15 protein-coding genes and 1 tRNA gene are annotated in these 17,678 nt (G+C 38.9%); 3 read left to right on the top strand and 13 right to left on the bottom strand.

Features of this window, described 5'->3' with window-relative positions; translation table 11 throughout:
- Positions 1-758 precede the first annotated feature (758 nt).
- The 13 genes from ACKWB9_RS08145 to dnaE form a co-directional block, all read right to left on the bottom strand.
- Positions 759-959, bottom strand: coding sequence for a hypothetical protein (locus ACKWB9_RS08145; RefSeq protein WP_414002517.1), 201 nt, complete (start codon positions 957-959; stop codon positions 759-761).
- Between the two features lie 9 nt (positions 960-968).
- Positions 969-2,444 (bottom strand): hypothetical protein, encoded by a 1,476-nt coding sequence (locus tag ACKWB9_RS08140; protein WP_414002516.1) that lies wholly within the window; start codon positions 2,442-2,444, stop codon positions 969-971.
- A gap of 61 nt (positions 2,445-2,505) precedes the next feature.
- The gene (locus ACKWB9_RS08135; protein ID WP_414002515.1) at positions 2,506-2,955 is read right to left on the bottom strand and encodes a DUF6730 family protein; all 450 of its coding nucleotides are present in this window, start codon (positions 2,953-2,955) and stop codon (positions 2,506-2,508) included.
- Positions 2,956-2,965: 10 nt separating this feature from the next.
- Positions 2,966-3,823: a relaxase/mobilization nuclease domain-containing protein gene (locus ACKWB9_RS08130; protein WP_414002514.1), complete on the bottom strand. Its 858-nt coding sequence runs from the start codon at positions 3,821-3,823 to the stop codon at positions 2,966-2,968.
- On the bottom strand, positions 3,820-4,428 hold the full coding sequence (gene mbpA / locus ACKWB9_RS08125) for a mobilization protein MbpA (protein WP_414002513.1): 609 nt from the start codon (positions 4,426-4,428) through the stop codon (positions 3,820-3,822). Before mbpA ends, ACKWB9_RS08130 begins: the two co-directional genes overlap by 4 nt.
- Positions 4,419-5,081 (bottom strand): toprim domain-containing protein, encoded by a 663-nt coding sequence (locus ACKWB9_RS08120; RefSeq protein WP_414002512.1) that lies wholly within the window; start codon positions 5,079-5,081, stop codon positions 4,419-4,421. Before ACKWB9_RS08120 ends, mbpA begins: the two co-directional genes overlap by 10 nt.
- 398 nt (positions 5,082-5,479) lie before the next feature.
- Positions 5,480-6,685 (bottom strand): VapE domain-containing protein, encoded by a 1,206-nt coding sequence (locus ACKWB9_RS08115; RefSeq protein ID WP_414002511.1) that lies wholly within the window; start codon positions 6,683-6,685, stop codon positions 5,480-5,482.
- A 10-nt stretch (positions 6,686-6,695) separates the two neighbouring features.
- On the bottom strand, positions 6,696-7,016 hold the full coding sequence (locus ACKWB9_RS08110) for a helix-turn-helix transcriptional regulator (protein WP_414002510.1): 321 nt from the start codon (positions 7,014-7,016) through the stop codon (positions 6,696-6,698).
- Positions 7,017-7,156: 140 nt separating this feature from the next.
- Complete coding sequence (locus ACKWB9_RS08105; protein ID WP_414002509.1) at positions 7,157-7,801, bottom strand: hypothetical protein; 645 nt, start codon at positions 7,799-7,801, stop codon at positions 7,157-7,159.
- A gap of 122 nt (positions 7,802-7,923) precedes the next feature.
- Positions 7,924-7,997: transfer RNA gene (locus ACKWB9_RS08100), tRNA-Asp, on the bottom strand.
- A gap of 74 nt (positions 7,998-8,071) precedes the next feature.
- The gene (locus tag ACKWB9_RS08095; RefSeq protein WP_414002508.1) at positions 8,072-9,001 is read right to left on the bottom strand and encodes a DUF58 domain-containing protein; all 930 of its coding nucleotides are present in this window, start codon (positions 8,999-9,001) and stop codon (positions 8,072-8,074) included.
- Between the two features lie 188 nt (positions 9,002-9,189).
- On the bottom strand, positions 9,190-9,507 hold the full coding sequence (trxA, locus tag ACKWB9_RS08090; protein WP_414002507.1) for a thioredoxin: 318 nt from the start codon (positions 9,505-9,507) through the stop codon (positions 9,190-9,192).
- 106 nt (positions 9,508-9,613) lie between these two features.
- Positions 9,614-14,011, bottom strand: coding sequence for a DNA polymerase III subunit alpha (dnaE, locus tag ACKWB9_RS08085; RefSeq protein ID WP_414002506.1), 4,398 nt, complete (start codon positions 14,009-14,011; stop codon positions 9,614-9,616).
- 248 nt (positions 14,012-14,259) lie between these two features.
- Between dnaE and ACKWB9_RS08080 the strand changes: the two genes are divergently transcribed.
- The 3 genes from ACKWB9_RS08080 to ACKWB9_RS08070 all read left to right on the top strand — a co-directional run bounded on the left by ACKWB9_RS08080 (position 14,260) and on the right by ACKWB9_RS08070 (position 17,660).
- Positions 14,260-16,188, top strand: coding sequence for a sensor histidine kinase (locus ACKWB9_RS08080; protein WP_414002505.1), 1,929 nt, complete (start codon positions 14,260-14,262; stop codon positions 16,186-16,188).
- Positions 16,178-16,948 (top strand): LytR/AlgR family response regulator transcription factor, encoded by a 771-nt coding sequence (locus tag ACKWB9_RS08075; RefSeq protein ID WP_414002504.1) that lies wholly within the window; start codon positions 16,178-16,180, stop codon positions 16,946-16,948. Before ACKWB9_RS08080 ends, ACKWB9_RS08075 begins: the two co-directional genes overlap by 11 nt.
- A 124-nt stretch (positions 16,949-17,072) precedes the next feature.
- A complete protein-coding gene (locus ACKWB9_RS08070; RefSeq protein ID WP_414002503.1) occupies positions 17,073-17,660 on the top strand; it encodes a 30S ribosomal protein S16 in 588 nt (195 codons plus the stop codon).
- Positions 17,661-17,678: the final 18 nt, after the last annotated feature.

The raw sequence follows: 17,678 nt of genomic DNA, 5'->3' as shown, positions 1-17,678 counted from the left end.
CAGTATTCTTTCGTAAATTTCATCAAAGTTGTGCATCTTAATTGTTTTGTCGTTATTACAATTTACTGCCATTGAGCAGTTTGCACAACTTTTTATATCTCAATCAAAATGCACAACGGGTTACTATAGATTATGTATAAATAGTATACAGATTTAAATTTATAAGATTTAAATCAAATTGACCAGTTTTTATTGTAAGAAAAATTACACGTGTTAAAAAAAAGAAATCTCGTCATATGAAAACCACATATTTTTGGAGGTTTTACTTTTATTTTTCTTGTTTTTTGCAATATGTTTCATCTTATTTAAAATTATGATTGATAATAAAGAACACTTTTAAGCTTTTGTGGTGTTGATGAAAATAAAAGGAAATTAAAAATCTGATTTTGATATATTCATCTCTAGTGAAGATTTCTCCAATACCACTTATCCAAGTAGAAACATAAAAGTCTTAGAAGAAAAAGTGACAACCTAATAGTTTAATGAATTTCCCGAAGGAATTAATATTAGTATAGCTTGAGAATTAATGAAATTTATTGCCCCAAATCTTACCCAAAAACTTTGCGCGTGGATCCTGTCCGGTTTTTGTAGTGTTCCGGTAGATAAACGTTAAGCAAAAACCGGATAGGGCGCATCTACTAATGCTAAATCAAAAGTGTTATTTAGATTTTGGAATAATAACTTGTTTAAATAGGGAGTGATTGAGTATCACATCAGCAAATAAAAAAAGCCGCAATTAGCGGCTTTAGTTTTTTCTTTTACGCTGTGAAAACAACGTTTGAAATGTCTTCTTGGGAATCTTTAATTCGCTGTTGATTTTCAAATCTATATCCTTCTAGGTCTTCTTCAATACTATCGAATATAATTTTTGTAGTAGCCTCATCTACGATTGTTACTTCGGCTTCGGCTTTTAACTCTTTAATCAACAACTCATAATACTCTTTGATAGATTGTGTCATATTACTCTACTATCTTAAATTATTGTTGAAGTTCTTAAACGGTGACAAAGGTACATTTATTTGCACAATTTCATTTAAATTTTCTGTAAGGTAATAATTTCCTACCAATCCAGCAATCAAGCCCTGACGATTAGTCTCTGTAGCATCCAAGATAAAAACACCGTTTACATGGTTCTTTTTAATCAATTCTTTAGTACTTAGTTCAGCTACCCATATAAATTTTGGCATAGGTAAACGTAATAAAAGTTCTCTCGGTAATGTTTCTAAAGAGTCATTAGCTGTTAGCTCATTCTTATAAGACCTAGATGATGCTAAAAACACTTTTAGTATCACATCAGTATCCTTAAGCACATTCAACTGAGTTATATATCTTTTAAGAACAGACTTCGCAAATGCCCTAGCCTCACCTGCATCCATATAAATTTTTGAATACAAGGGAACGATAAAACTTTTTATTTCACAGCCAGCCCAATTCGCTTGTGGATAAAAACTAGAAGGTGTCTCTAACTTACTATGCATGTAAGGAGGATGATTATCATCCATAAAAACATAATCCACTTTAATATCCTCAAAATCATATACTAGAACATTATTTCCATAATCTTCAGGATTTGCCAAAGCATCTACATCAGCATCTGAAAAACGTGACCTACCAATTATACTTTGAGCATGCCCTATGCCTTGAGTGTTTTGTATTGCACTTACCACAGGAATACCTGATTCGATATACATTTTTAACAACTTCAAAAATTCACCACCATAAGCATCTCTTGAATAAATCTTGACACCAAAACCTAATTCCCTAAGAGCAAATGAAATTTGCTGGGCAGTAAGCCCTTTCGATGGCAACAAACGCTCAAAAGATTGTGAAGCAAGAATAGCTCCTATCTTAGAGGGTAATGTCGGTCTATATTCCGGATAGCGCATGCCAAAATATTCCATTATACACCATATTGTGGTTTCTGCACAAGTAATAGTTTCTGAATTTTGAGATGCATGTGGAAAGCCAGTAACTGAAGTTTTCAAGCTATTAGCAGTCACATCTACAGTTACCGAACAAATTCTAAAATTATTTCTCTTTATTGCCTGAGGAGATATTACTGACCTCCCAATTACTTGAGGAAACGTGGGTCTTATAATAGTGAAACCTAAATAACTTTCTCTTATTTCGCCATGTAATTTGACATTTCTAAAATCTTCAAGCTTTAGCTCTTTTGAAAAAAAAGAAATACGCGCACAGTCCCTATGATATTCTTGATTTTTTGAAGAGTAATAGTGATAGTACGAATCTCTGTAGACCTTGTCTACATAAGGGTGTTCCACTAAAACATAGATATCATCTTTTAGATGATTTAGATAACTGTTTAAAACACTTATACTGGAAGTTCTAGGATACTGATGAAGCTGATACTGTTTCTCAAAAAGCTCATTGAGATAAATACCTACTTTATTTATCGGTAAAAACTGTGTTGTGATTAATTGCATATAGCTAAACTCTTACGCTAAAATGAGTAAAAAAAGACAAATTGCCAACTTTTGTGTTTAATTACTCGTTCTTGTTTTGCCATGCTTCAAACTGTTTTTTGGCATTTGGGTACTCCTTAAAAAAATCAATCATATAGTTTCCATAGGTATTAATACCTTTTTGATGAGCTTCTTTTTCTGATGCTAATGCTTCTGTTTTTATTGTATAGGCATAAAACGAGATGAAGCAACACATCAAAATCATGCTCATAAAAGTGATGATAGCCCATTTAGGATAAAAGCTAGCACCCTTAACAACTGATTGTAATCGATATAAATAAGATTCTTGCACACTCTTACTTTCGCTAATAGCATTCTCTTGGGCTTGCAGTAAGGGTTTGAGTTCTTTTAAATTCAGTTCCACTTTCGTGTTGCTTATTTTCGTTTCCAAAGCTTCTAGCTTGGTTATTCCTTTTTCAAAACCTTTTAATTCTGAGACCAATAGTTCGGCCAATTGTTCAATTTTTGTCATGTTTTCTATTTTAGTATCCGATTCCTCGGGTTATTGTTTTCTTAATAACTGTTTTTGCTATGCTTAATAGCATATTGGCTGATAGCTCAATTGATTTGCCCACCAGGTTGAGATTTTTACTTTGCTTGATAAACTTTTCTACTCCAGTATTTTGAGCTAGTTCCTTGCCAATATTCGAACCCCTCATCGAACGATGAACTTCACTTCCTTTTAAATTATGCCCGTCAAACTCAAATCGGAATCCTTGTAATTTATTTGCTTTGTTGATAGACGGAATTACTTTTACCCCATTGCTTGCCATAGCATCCATATATTGCTGAAAAGATTTTGGTTTCATTTGGCTTATAATCACTTCATGTCTTCTTTTCATCTCCATTCGAACTGCCTTTAGATTAAACTCCTTTTCAAACTGCACTTGTTTTACTGTTGTCAATTGCATTTTCTCCGCAACAGCTTGAGCTGCTCTCTGACTACGAATACCAATAAGCCTGTCTTTAAATGCAACTCCTTTGAAATCAATACGATTCACATACAAGTGAATATGTATATGTTTTTTGTCACGATGTACAAAGGCAATTGCTTGCCGTTCTCTTAAATTAAGTTCCTTCATAAATTTTTGGCAAACGGTATTGAGTTCTTTATTACTTAGCTTTTGACCGTCCTTAATAGTGGGGCTGATAACAAAAGAAAATGTGTTCTTTTTACAATGGTAATTTTGAGCTTGCACCAATTCAAATTCCTTGGTAATTTCCTTTGGGTTCTCTCCTACCAAATGCTGTTTAAAAACTATCTCTGCATTTTTCTCTTGATTCCATCCATACGCAATTGATGCGCTTGTATGTGATATCGCTTTTCCTTTTCCAATCATGGGTCAAACTTTTTTAACTGTTCTTTGATTTGTCTGGCGACTTCCAATACTTCCTCACTAAGGTTTGGGTTTTTCTTTTTAAACAGATTGCTTATAGCTTTAAAATTGTTGTGGTATTTCACCAACATCTGGTAGATTTCAATTTCTGAATCTGATAGACGTTCTACAATTTTTTGCTCAAAAGCTACACGTCTGAAATATTCGCTTAAGGTCAATCCTGCAGCTTTTGCTTTTAGCGTAAGTAACTTCTTTTCATAAGTGGTACATCTAAACTTTATGATTTCATCCTTTATGATAAGTTCCTTTTTTTTGCTGTGACCATCGGGAGTAGCCAAGATTGTGTCCACAGACACCCATCTTGACTTACCTCCCGCCGATTCATTCCGCTCCATATGGTCCGGTCCTATTTGCAAAGTCAAACAATCTTGTTCTAAAAGGAGTTCATTTGAAAGGTGTATTGTATGCAGCTCTTTATATCTAGCATCTTCCTCTAGTTTTAACTTTCGTTCCAAATGCCTTTTTCGTTCACCTTCACGTTCCAATTTCAAATCACGTTCTCTTTTCAAACCTCTATTTCTTGGGTCAAATCCTCGTCCTAGTTCCATGCCATTAATTTTTCATTTAAATCTTTGTAGCCTTTATACTCATCCCTGAAATCAACTGCAGTATTATGTTGATGCATCAAAGTTTCAGTTGCTGAATCACCCGCATTGTCATTATCTAGATACAATCTTACTTCATCATAATTGGATAGTAAGATTTCGACATCAGGGAGAAACGCAACGGAGTTTAAAACCAAAATATCCGATTCATAAACGGCAATGGGGCTAATGGTTGCTATTGATAGAAAATCGAACATCCCTTCCGTAAGTATGAGCTGTTTTTTATCTCTTTTAAGCCATGTATACGATTTTGGAGAGCTAGATGTTTTTTGAAACTTATTTCGAAGTTCCCAACCACCTAAATGGTTTTCAAGGCCTAAAGCAAAAAAGGTTTTATCATTACGCTTATAGGTTACTTCTTTCAAATGCTGCTTTCCGATAGCTAATGGTATCTTCCTTGCTTTTAAATAACCAATCATTGCAGGGTGAATTATTGTTTGAATCTCCATTATGTGATTGTTTTTAGGTTTATTAATTCTGAGAGGTGGCTTATGAAAAGAAAAAGCTAAATCATTGCTTAAATATGCCAGGACTTCTTTTACCGATAAGTTCAAAAGCTGGACCAATAGGTCAATGCTATTTCCTCCTTTTCCCATTCCGTGGTCGTACCATCGATTGAGCGCCAGAGATATCTTAAAAGAGGCTTGGGTTTCTGACCTGAAAGGACTCAGAAACCCAAGCTTCTTTTTCCGTTTTCCTTGTGGGGAAGTGACCTAAATTTTCTAGTATTTTCACTAGACAAAAATTTCGGGCGCTTCTGCACGTTATTATTTTTGTTTTCATCAGCGTTTTATTTTTATGATATTCTCCTACCTTCTTACCTAAGTCACTATTTGTAAGGGCTTGTGCTTTAGGTAAACTTTAAAAACATCTTACCCATCTTATACTAAAAGGTAGGTTAGGTAATACCTAGGTAGCATAAGGGTTATACATCTTACCTAAAGGGTTAGCCCTGTTCTTAGGGTATTTAAATTAATAGGTAGTTAGGTAGGTACTATTTCTTCTTTTTAGATAATTCCATTTCCCAAGGAGTGTCCTCAAACAGCGATTTTGCCAAATATCCATAGACCTGTCGCTTGGGATGTTTCACCTTTTGGTAGTTGAATCCAGACAAGGCTCGTCCAAGGTTTATTTGATTCAGTCGCAAGTTCAAACAGGACAAGCTAATTAGCACATCGGACGCAGTAACAAAGTCCTTTATATCATTCGACTTCTCATAATACTTAGCAACCAACTCCTGTTCCGTTGTGAGCTTTGTATACTTCTTGTTGCGCTCCTCATTTTCCATGATATCCTTTAGCGTTAACTCAGGATTGAAATTAGGGTCGTGGTAGGCTAGATGATACGCTTGTGCCCAAACATTTTTGATTTCGATTTCTTTGGAATAGGCAAAATCGATTTTATCCATCAGTTCAAAACACAACCAACGCACCGAACCCGTTTCGTCATTCAAAAAAGAAGACATATTCGTGGAACCTAAAAAAGAACAGATTCTAGGGAGTGTCGTATTCTTTTTATCATAGGGCAAACGCTCATTAATAAATGTCTTAGAAAAGAATGACTTTAATGCATTTACATCCTTCTTAGAAAGTACAGCGAGCTCATCCAGATTGTAGAGAAAGTTCCGGCACAATTGAATACGGGCATCCTTATCATTACTAATATCCTCAGCCATATATTCCGATAGCTCAGGCGGACAAATAAATCGACACCAGGTAGACTTTCCAGAACTCTGCCCTTTATGACTAATGATAAGAGCCTGTTTATTAAAGTAAGTGGTTTCCAATCCACATTTGATGGCTCTTACCAACCATTTTCTAAAATGATACAGAAAGGCTTTGTTGTCATATGTCGGCACATAGGAAACCAACTTAGCAATGTAATCCTCACCATCCCATTTGTCAAGTGATTCGAAGTACTCCTTTACAGGGTTGTATTTTAGAATCAATTCCGACTTCAGCAAAATTTCTAGTTTGCTAGTGCTTACTTCAATTCCAGCTTTCGCCAACTCAATGATTAAGGAATTCAGATTAAGATAATGCCAACTCTTTTGATTGAGAACTGAAATCTGAAAGTCGTGGGATATCTCATTGTACATGATGTTGTACTTTTCATCCAAGTACTCAATCGTATAATCATAGATAGTTTTCTTCTTAGGGTCTTTAACATGGTAAAGCCCTTTTTTATCTTCAGTAGCCATATCGAAAAACTTATCGTTTGTTTTTCAATAGCTTCTCGTTGAACAACTCCTCAAAGTATTCATCAGAAACATCTGGCTTACCCAATAACCAGGCATCAATTCTATCTTTTTCAAAAAAGAGTTTACGGATTCCCTTATTATCTCCTTTGGGAATCATATCTAACCTAGACAGTTTGTAAATGGTGCTTTCAGATAAACCTGTATACAATACAAGGTCTTCCACGTTAAGTACCTTCTTATTAAAAGCCATTAATGACTTTATGTCTTTAAGTATTCGCAGGACTGGTGTGTCCACATTTAAATCGGACAATGATTTTGTTTGCTCATTCATGTTTTCGTGTATTAGAAATTAATGATGAGTAAAAGGCCTTTTACAATTTTGAATTCGAAGACCAAAGTAGCCAGATAGCTTTAGATAACAGAGTGGATAGGGATATACACCTCTTTTATTTTCAAATATCCCCTTTCATTTTAAGGAAGACATTTATCGATTCTTTCGATGAAGTAATCTTCAGGGTTTGTTCTTAAACCATTATTTGAAATTGCCTTTGCAGTAATTAATTGTTCATTTCGATATATCTTTTCTGAAGCTTCAAAGACAGCATAACCAATTCCGAATCTTTTTTTAAACGTTTCAAGCACATAGCGTAACTCTCCCCATGTTATTGAAATAAAAAATATTTCTGAATTATGGTTCTCAAATGGAAGTGTTAAAACATTATAGAAGTCATTTATATCAGTTTTCTCAATATCGATTTTATCCATATTCTTTAGAGCATGAAATAAATTATCTAAGATTGGACGATTAAAATTAACTCCTATTGTTTTTACTTCATGAACTTGCTCTTGGGCTTTAGTATTGATTTTCCTTTCTTTCTGGGTGATTTTGCCAAGTATTAAGAATACAAGAAACACAATCAATATGACGGGTACAAAATACCAGTACCATGAAAATCCAGCTTGATATAGATTATTAAGGACAGCAGATAGTAAGATAAAAAACATCACCACTACTATTATCTTTTGTGTGTTTTCGCTCAAATACCAACTCTTTGAACGATTTTTTAGTTCGTCAAAGGTATCAAGCCAATCTGCTATTTTATCTACTATCTTCAAATCTCTAGAAGTTGAGTTGAAAATAAAGATAATGAAAATGAAAAATAGATTTGTTGTACCTATGTTGTACCCGTAAAAAAGAAAAAGCCCTTCAATTACTTGAAAGGCTTATCTTTACTTAGCGGTCTGGACGGGACTCGAACCCGCGACCCCCTGCGTGACAGGCAGGTATTCTAACCAACTGAACTACCAGACCGTGGCGTTTAGCGTGTGCAAATATACATCGCTAATCCAATTCCACAAACAATTTTCTTTAAAATATCTTTGTGCCTAAATGAATTTCTGTCGTTCTACCAAAAACGTATTTAAAACCGTGGAAAAATCCGAGTGTACATCCACATCTACATATTTAATTCGGTATTGTGCGCATTTGAGTTGTATGGCTTTCAGATATTTTGAAACTTCCTTTTTATAAGCTTCCTTTATGTTGTCCGAATACAGGTCCAGATACTCACCCGTTTCTACATCCAGATATCGTTTTGGGGCGTTTTTAAAATTAAATTGTATTTCCTTTTCCTTATCCAATACATGAAATAGCACTACCTCGTGCTTGTTGTATTTTAAATGCCGTAAAGCATCAAAGAGTGCTTCATCCGTTTTTTCGGTCTGGAGCATATCGGTGAACAAAAAAATAAGGCTACGTCTCTTTATTTTTTCCGCAATCTGGTGTAAATAGGTATATGTGGCGGTCTTTTTTGAAGGCTGCGAGACCGTATATATCTCGTTTAACTTGGCCCGCAACATTTGAAAATGGCGTTCGCTTCCTTTTTCCGGGGCATAATAATTATAATGATCCGAATAGATGCTCAGCCCAACGGCATCCCGTTGCCTTTTGAGGACGTTCATTAATGCGGCCATGGCCAGGACCGAAAAACCGATTTTGTTCAAATTTTCTATTCCCAGACTCCCAACTTCGGGATAATACATAGAAGCGGAATTGTCCAAGATCATATGGCACCTCAAATTGGTCTCTTCCTCGTAACGTTTGGTGTATAGTTTATCTGTTTTGGCGAATAGCTTCCAATCTATATGTTTGGTGCTTTCTCCGGTATTGTATATTTTATGTTCCGCAAATTCCGCAGAAAATCCATGAAACGGGCTTTTATGGATACCGCTGATAAAACCTTCTACCACTTGATTGGCCAGAAGCTCCAGGTTCTGAAAAAGGACGGATTTATTTAATTGCGATTGGATGTTCATCGTATCTAAGATAGGAAAGTAATTTTGAGTCTATGTTAAAAGACCCCCAAAGTCCTGTTTCAACAAGTGCGGGATATTGCCTCAAGGGAAAAATTTAATAGTTCCCTAAAAAGCTTTAAATAAAAAATCCTGCTATGTTGCAGGATTTTTTATCGTTTTTATTTCCTTATAGGGAAGGAATAACGGGCTTACAATAGCGCATCAATAGCGTCCGTATATACCTGCTTGGGAGAAACCCCTACTTGTCTGTTCACGATTTCACCGTTCTTGAAGACCAATACGGTCGGAATATTACGAACCCCGTATTTTGCCGCAAATTCTTGATTGGCATCAACATCTACTTTGCCAACAACGGCCTTTCCTTCATATTCATTGCTTACTTCATCTATAATTGGGCCGACCATTCTACAAGGTCCGCACCATGCCGCCCAAAAATCTACGACCACAGGTTTATCACTTTTTAAAACTACTTCGTCAAAAGTAGCATCTGTTATCTCTAATGCCATTTTAATTTACTTTAAATTGATTATGCAAAGTTAGTCAAATATTCTACGGTTTCCTTACTAACGCCATATACATTCTATCTATTGTTATATTGACAAATTTTATGTTTTAATTTAGTTTGAAATGTACTTGATTTTCTTCCAGTTGCTGTAATAATTCACTGGAAATCTGCACTTTTTGTTTTCTGCTGGACAGGTTTACCTTAATTTCCTCTTGCATTTCATAGACTACAAAATTTAAGGAGTGGTTTCCTTTGTGCGATACCAAAGTATCCTTGAGCTTTCGGACATTTTCTTCCTTTAATTTATCGATATTCAATTTAATGGTCAACTTTTTAGCATAGGCTTCCATGACTTCCTGTAGTAGCATAAAACTATTGAACTGAATTCGGGGTTCCCCTTTCTTGCCCGTTTCACGGTTTACCCACCCATCCCTAACGAATGCCTTGACATAGGCAAAAGAGTTGATCATTAGGAAATGCCTGAATTTTAAATATTCCTCCCCAAAGATTCTGAATTCATAGGAATCCGTATAATCTTCCAGGGTAAAAGCGGCCCAGCCCTTTCCGTTTTTTGATATGCGATGTTGTACGTCCGTAATGACCCCTGCAAAAGAAAGTTCGCGGTTCACGTAGTTTTCCAGTTCATTGGCACATGAAACATTGGCATTGCAAAAAGTACTCATTTCGATCTTAAAATCGTCCAGGGGGTGCCCGGAAATATAGATGCCGACCACTTCTTTTTCCCGGCGAAGTTTTTCCATGGTCCCCCATTCCCCGCATGGAGGGACGATAGGTTCGGGAATCTGGGCTTCGCTCATGCCTCCGAACATATCCATCTGGGACGAGTTTTTGTTTTCCTGATATTTGGATGCCGATTTGATTACTTTCTCCAAAAAGGTTATTCCATCACCCTCGTCATGAAAATATTGCGCTCTATGGGTGGCCCCAAAAGAATCGAATCCGCCCGCTACGGCCAGGTTTTCAAATGCCTTTTTGTTTGCGGCCCTTAAATCTACCCGCTTTGCCAAATCGAATACGGATTTAAAGTTCCCTTCTTTTTTTCGATGCGCCACAATGGTCTCCACAGCGGCACGTCCTACCCCTTTTATGGCTCCCATACCAAAACGGACGGCACCTTCTTTGTTTACGGCAAATTTGTAGTATGATTCGTTTACATCTGGCCCCAACACCTTTAACCCCATCCGTTTGCACTCTTCCATGAAGAAAGTGACCTGTTTAATATCGTTCATGTTATTGGATAATACCGCTGCCATATATTCGGCAGGGTAGTGGGCTTTTAGGTAAGCGGTCTGGTAGGCAATATAGGCATAACAGGTAGAGTGGCTTTTATTAAAGGCGTAGGCCGCAAATGCTTCCCAGTCTTTCCAGATTTTTTCAAGAATTTCTTCAGGATGCCCATTAGCAGTTCCACCTTTCAAAAACTGCGGTTTCATCTTTTGTAGTACTGCAAAGATTTTTTTTCCCATTGCTTTTCGCAGTACATCGGCATCACCTTTAGAGAAGCTGGCCAACTTTTGCGACAAAAGCATTACTTGCTCTTGATATACCGTAATACCATAGGTTTCTTTCAAATACTCCTCCATCTCAGGAAGGTCATATGAAATTTCTTCCTGTCCATGTTTACGGGCTATAAAGCTTGGTATGTATTCCATTGGCCCAGGTCGATAAAGGGCATTCATCGCAATAAGGTCATCAAACACGGTAGGTTTTAGGTCCTTCATGTGCTTTTGCATTCCCGGGGATTCGTATTGGAATATTCCAACGGTATCTCCTCTTTGAAAAAGCTCATAAGTTGCCGGATCGTCCAATGGAAAATCATCCGGAACGAGTTCGATACCGTGTTTTGCCTTTACAATTTTGACCGTATCCTTAATAAGTGTCAGTGTTTTCAATCCCAAAAAATCCATTTTGAGCAGCCCGGCACTTTCCACAACGGAATTGTCAAATTGGGTCACGTATAAATCGGAATCCTTTGCAGTGGCTACGGGAACAAAATTGGTGATATCGTCCGGGGTGATGATGACCCCGCAAGCATGGATGCCTGTATTTCTTAACGAACCTTCCAGGACGCGGGCCATTTTCACGGTTTGCCCTTCCAGGTCATCGCCTTCGGAAATATTCAATAGTTGATGGACTTTTTCCAAATCGTCCGCCCTGAACTTCTTTTTTAAATCGGTTTCCGAAACCCCGAAGATTTTCCCGAGTTTGGACATAGTGGGAATCAATTTGGCGATCCGATCGGCATCGCCCAGGGGCAGGTCCAAGACCCTGGCCGTATCCCGGATGGAAGATTTTGCTGCCATGGTACCATAGGTGATAATTTGTGCTACCTGATTGGCCCCATATTTATTGATAACATAGTCCATTACCCTTCCGCGTCCCTCATCATCAAAATCAATATCGATATCGGGCATGGATACCCTATCCGGATTTAGGAAACGTTCAAAAAGTAAGTCATACTTTAACGGATCTATATTGGTAATGGTCAAACAATAGGCCACTACCGAACCTGCTGCCGAACCACGTCCCGGCCCTACGGAAACCCCCATGTTTCGAGCTTCGCGTATAAAATCCTCTACGATCAGGAAGTATCCGGGATACCCGGAATTTTCAATGGTCTTTAGCTCAAAATCGATACGTTCCGTAATCTCGTCCGTAATTTGGCCGTAGCGCTTTTTGGCACCTTCATAGGTAATATACCTTAAATATGCATTTTCTCCATCCCGATAACTATCGCCCCCCCCATCGGTAGTATCCTCGGCTACTTTAAATTCTTCGGGGATGTCAAATTTGGGCAAGAGTACATCACGGGCCAGTTCAAAAGGTTCAATTTTATTTACGATTTCCTGGACGTTCAAAACAGCATCGGGCACATCTTTGAACAGTTCCTTCATTTCCTCCTGGGACTTAAAGTAATATTCTTGGTTGGGCAACCCATAACGATAACCACGCCCACGCCCTATGGGAGTAGCCTGCTTTTCCCCGTCTTTTACGCACAATAAAATATCATGCGCCTCCGCATCTTCTTTTGCACAGTAATAGGTGTTGTTCGTCGCCACCAATTTAACATCGTGCTTTTTGGCAAATGCGATCAAGACCTGGTTTACACGGTTTTCATCTTCCTGATCGTGGCGCATCAGTTCAATATATAGGTCGTCCCCGAACACCTCTTTCCACCATAACAGGGCCTCTTCTGCCTGGTTTTCTCCCATATTCAATACTTTTCCCGGAACTTCGCCATAAAGGTTTCCGGTGAGGACGATAATGTCTTCCCTGTATTGCCGGATAATTTTTTTATCGATTCGGGGAACGTAATAAAATCCATTCGTATAGGCTATGGAAGACATTTTGGCCAAGTTGTGATAGCCATTTTTATTTTTTGCCAGAAGGACGATCTGGTATCCATAATCCTTTACATTTTTGTTGGTATGGTCTTCACAAACAAAAAACTCGCACCCGACAATGGGCGTAATTTCCTTTTCTGTAGGTTGTTCCCCTTTTTCTAAGGCCTCGGCGTTCCTTTCTTTAACGGATTTGTTGTGGGTACCTATTTCCTTTACAAAGTGAAAGGCCCCCATCATATTTGCATGATCCGTTAAGGCTACTGCCGGCATTTGGTTTTTGGCAGCGGATTTTACAAGAGATTTAATATTGATGGTGGACTGCAGTACGGAGAACTGGGAGTGGTTATGAAGGTGTACGAATGTGGCGTTCTCCAGGGTTTTGATATTCTCTTTTAGCTCCTCTTGGGAAACCCCGCCCGTATCCTTTTCCCATAGGGCATCCGCAATTTTTTTGGAAGCTTTTTTTAGATTGATGTGTTTTAGGCCAATGAGCTCGATCGCCTGTGGATTGGATTCCGAAAAATTTTGAAAATAATCCGGTTGAACATCCAATTGCGCTGTGGTGTACTGTTGCTGGCGCACCAATTCCAAAAAACATCGGGTAGTGGCCTCAACATCGGCCGTTGCGTTATGGGCCTCTGCAAAAGGTGCCGCAAAAAGATATTCATGTAGTTCCGTAAGTGTAGGTAGCTTGAATTTTCCGCCACGCCCTCCGGGTATTTGGCACAATTGGGCCGTATGTTCGGTACAGGTATCCAAAACGGGTAGTTCCTGTAGTGGGTTCTCCACGTTCATCCTATGGAATTCGGCACCCATGATATTCACATCAAAACCTACGTTCTGCCCCACGATAAACTTGGTCTTGGACATGGCGATATTGAATTTCTCCAGAACTTCTGATAACGGAACACCATCCTGTTCTGCCAAAGCCGTGGAAATACCATGTATTTTTTCCGCATCGTATGGGATGTTAAAGCCATCCGGTTTTACCAGATAATCCTGATGCTCGATCAAATTTCCCATATCATCGTGCAGTTGCCAGGCTATTTGGATGCAGCGGGGCCAGTTGTCTGTATCGGTAATGGGGGCATCCCAACGTTTGGGAAGGCCTGTAGTTTCGGTATCGAAGATAAAATACATACGATCAAATTCTATTGGTTCGGGCTTTTTGACCTATTCAGGACACACTACGTATAGGAGTGGGCTAAAAGCCAATGGATAAAATTACTTAAAACTGGTATTGGGACGAAATGGAGTTTTGAGGAGTTATTAACGGTCATGAAAATGCATTTTGTCACCCCGAAATGCATTCGGTCGGAAACGGCTAGAATTTAAAGTCTTTAGGTTTGACATTTGGGGCAATAAACAACTTTGATACCTTTACCGTAATGAAAAAATTGAGCTTCCTTGTACTACTTTGCTTAAGTATTTTTACTGGCACTTGTACACATGCGCAAAAAGAGCCTATTGATTTAACCCCTGAAAAAGAAGTCGAATATTGGGCGTATTTTGTCAAGAATTTTTTTCCGAAGGGTGCCCAGGGGGGCAACCACCCCGGTAAATTTTATGACGATATAAGAATTCAGTTGATCAATGCCTCCGGAACCGACAGTTTGGCGGCATTCCAAATCATTGGCTCCCTTGATTCCCTAATCCCGAACAACATTGGATTGGAAAGCACCAAGGAAAATGCCAATCTGATCATAGAAATCCTTCCCGAAAATTATCTGGAGACGGGCCTTAAGATTCAGGGACCCAACGGTAACATACACGAAGGGGCGTTACACCGCAAGCAAAGTTTCACGGTTCAGAGGAAGAACGACAACAGGCCCGAGATTAAACAAAACTACTTCTCCACCATTTTAAGCGATGCGGTAACCCCGGAAGAAAGAGGCAAGATCTTGCGGTATTTTATTGTTTTTGGAATTACCCATAGAAAACACATTGTACATTCATCCGGTCAATGGGACATGTTTACACCGGACATGTACCAGGAGGTGACCGACAGGCCGCAACTTTATATGTACTTTACCCCAAAAGACCGATTTTGTGTTGCAAAATTATATGCGCCAGACCTCGGCAAGCAACTTAAGGAGTACGTGCTCCAGCATCATGGCCTTTGGTATTACATCAACCTTACCGTTGACGGGGGAATTGTAGTGGGGGTAAAGATCGTTCTTTTTATCCTCTGTTTTTTGTTGCTGATCGCCCTTTCCTATGCCACCGTGCTATCCAAAAGGTTCAAATATCCGTATTTGGGATATCTGGCCAATGCCTTATTGTTGGCGGTGGCCTTGGCTTTGGCCCTTTATATAAATCGGTCCCTACCCCTGATCAAGGATTTTACCATTAACTTTTCTCCGGTCCGTTTTCCTCTCACTCCTTTGGAAACGATCATGATTTCCCTATTTTTTGCCGTGGTGGCCAGCCTGCTCTTCTTTCTGGAGAAATACCTGATCAAAAACAGTTACAGGCTGCTCCATCGCATCATCCTTAAAACATGCCTTACCTTGGTGGCCCTCGCCCTGACCCTGTTCCCTTTGTTGTTGTCCGAACGTATCAAGACCGGTAATATGCCCTTCTTTGCATTACTGGTCTCATATGGCTATGGCCTTGCCGTGGCCCTGTTCCGGGGCATATTCCTCTATTTTAAAGAGCGTTCCGATGCCCTTTTGCGTCAAAAAGATGTAGAACTTAGCAAACTTAAAGAGTTAAAGGCAAAAGCAGAGGTTGCCTCGTTACATGCGCGCATCAATCCCCATTTTTTGTACAATTCGTTAAACTCCATTGCGGGCCTTGCACATAATGATGCAGATAAGACCGAAAAAATGGCTTTGTCCCTTTCCGATTTGTTCCGTCACAACATTAATCGAAAAAATAAGACCACGAGTACCTTAAAAGATGAAATGGATACCATTAAAGCCTATCTGGAAATTGAGCAGATACGTTTTGGGGAGCGTATGCAGTTTTCCATTGAAATGGATAAGGAATCCGAAGCATTGAAAATTCCAAGGAACCTTATACAGCCTTTGGTTGAAAATGCCATAAAACATGGTGTTTCCCAAATACAGGGAAAGGGAACTATCGCGGTGTCCGCTAGAAGAAATGCAAAGGGCCTTACCATGGCCGTGCATGACAATGGCCCCGAGTTTCCCGAAGGATTGGTAAGTGGTTACGGCCTTCAGAGCATCCATGATATTCTTAAACTCAGTTATAAAGACGAAGCCCTGTTCAATATGGAAAACAGCCCCAAGAAACGAATCTGGATCAACATCACCGAAAAAGGATTGCAAAAAGATATTGAAAATGAACAATAGACCCTATAAAACCTTGATTATCGACGATGAACCTCCCGCACGCCAGCGGCTCATGGATTTATTATCCCACTTTAAATCCATTTTTGAAATCATTGGTGAAGCGGCCAATGGTACCGAAGGACTTAAAAAGATAAGGACGTTACAGCCCGATATTATTTTCTTGGACATACAGATGCCTGGAATGACAGGTTTTGAAATGCTGCGCTCACTTAAGGAACCTCCCATGATTATTTTCTGTACTGCATACGACAGTTTTTCCCTGAAAGCCTTTGAGACCAATAGCTTGGACTATCTTTTAAAACCTGTAAAAAAGGAACGATTGGCACTTACCGTTGAAAAACTGAAGTTTTTTAAAAAAGAACACCAATCAGAACATCTGATGAATCTTTTAGAGCAACTTAAGGATACCACGACCTTTAACAAAAAACCAACTTCCATTACTGTTCGTAATGGAAAAAAAATTACATTCATCAAATTAGAGAGCATTGTCTATTTTAAAGCTAACGATAAATATGTGAGCTTGTTTACCGTAAATGGACAGGAATACTTGACCGATCTCACATTAACGCAATTGGAAATACAACTGTCCGACCATTTTTTACGGGTACATCGCTCCACTATAATCAATACCGATATGGTCAAAGAAGTACAACCGTATTTCAGTAGTCGATATGCTATTGCTATGAACGATCGCAATGGCACCAAAATAATCAGCGGTAGAAGTTATCTTTCGAGCCTAAAATCCTGGATGGGTCTATAGAGTACCTGTTTTTCTGAAAAATGCTTGTCCAATCGGATAGAAGTCATATATTTGCAGCCCTTTTTAAAAGGAAAAATGTAGAATTAATAATCAAGGGTCGGGCACCCTACAAAATTAATGTGATATGCCAGTTAAGATTAGATTACAGAGACACGGAAAAAAAGGAAAACCTTTTTATTGGGTAGTAGCTGCGGATTCCCGCGCTAAAAGAGACGGTAAGTTCTTGGAAAAATTAGGGATCTATAATCCTAATACGAACCCTGCGACCATAGAGATCAATGTTGACAACTCCGTTAAATGGCTGCAAAATGGCGCACAACCTACGGATACGGCCAGAAATATCCTATCTTATAAGGGAGTATTGTTGAAGCATCACCTTTTAGGAGGTGTCCGTAAAGGAGCTTTGACCGAGGAGCAGGTAGAGGAAAAATTCAACGCCTGGTTGGCCGAAAAGGAAAAATCCGTTGCTTCTAAGGTGGAAGGTCTTGATAAAGTTAAGGCAGAGGCAAAAGCTGCCGCATTGGCCGCTGAAAAAGAGGTGAATGAAAAGAGGGCCGCCGAAGCTGCCGCGGCCGCATTGCCGGAAGCGACCGAAGGTGAGGAAAATGCAGGGGAAATAGAAACTGTTCCGGCCGATGAGACCGCTGTTGCCGAAACTCCTGCTACGGAGGAAGCCCCGGAAGCAGAAGCTACATCTTCTGAGGAAGAATAACCAAATTAATTAATATTG

The organism is Maribacter spongiae (assembly GCF_047345125.1).
GTDB lineage: Bacteria > Bacteroidota > Bacteroidia > Flavobacteriales > Flavobacteriaceae > Maribacter.
Note: the sequence above shows the minus strand (reverse complement) of the source record. Positions and strands in the feature narration are given on the sequence as shown.

Bases quoted from the DNA above. Each gene is read 5' to 3' on its own strand.
- ACKWB9_RS08145 (WP_414002517.1), bottom strand. From the start codon at position 959: ATGACACAATCTATCAAAGAGTATTATGAGTTGTTGATTAAAGAGTTA.
- ACKWB9_RS08140 (WP_414002516.1), bottom strand. From the start codon at position 2,444: ATGCAATTAATCACAACACAGTTTTTACCGATAAATAAAGTAGGTATT.
- ACKWB9_RS08135 (WP_414002515.1), bottom strand. From the start codon at position 2,955: ATGACAAAAATTGAACAATTGGCCGAACTATTGGTCTCAGAATTAAAA.
- ACKWB9_RS08130 (WP_414002514.1), bottom strand. From the start codon at position 3,823: ATGATTGGAAAAGGAAAAGCGATATCACATACAAGCGCATCAATTGCG.
- mbpA (WP_414002513.1), bottom strand. From the start codon at position 4,428: ATGGAACTAGGACGAGGATTTGACCCAAGAAATAGAGGTTTGAAAAGA.
- ACKWB9_RS08120 (WP_414002512.1), bottom strand. From the start codon at position 5,081: ATGGGAAAAGGAGGAAATAGCATTGACCTATTGGTCCAGCTTTTGAAC.
- ACKWB9_RS08115 (WP_414002511.1), bottom strand. From the start codon at position 6,685: ATGGCTACTGAAGATAAAAAAGGGCTTTACCATGTTAAAGACCCTAAG.
- ACKWB9_RS08110 (WP_414002510.1), bottom strand. From the start codon at position 7,016: ATGAATGAGCAAACAAAATCATTGTCCGATTTAAATGTGGACACACCA.
- ACKWB9_RS08095 (WP_414002508.1), bottom strand. From the start codon at position 9,001: ATGAACATCCAATCGCAATTAAATAAATCCGTCCTTTTTCAGAACCTG.
- trxA (WP_414002507.1), bottom strand. From the start codon at position 9,507: ATGGCATTAGAGATAACAGATGCTACTTTTGACGAAGTAGTTTTAAAA.
- dnaE (WP_414002506.1), bottom strand. From the start codon at position 14,011: ATGTATTTTATCTTCGATACCGAAACTACAGGCCTTCCCAAACGTTGG.
- ACKWB9_RS08080 (WP_414002505.1), top strand. From the start codon at position 14,260: ATGAAAAAATTGAGCTTCCTTGTACTACTTTGCTTAAGTATTTTTACT.
- ACKWB9_RS08075 (WP_414002504.1), top strand. From the start codon at position 16,178: ATGAACAATAGACCCTATAAAACCTTGATTATCGACGATGAACCTCCC.
- ACKWB9_RS08070 (WP_414002503.1), top strand. From the start codon at position 17,073: ATGCCAGTTAAGATTAGATTACAGAGACACGGAAAAAAAGGAAAACCT.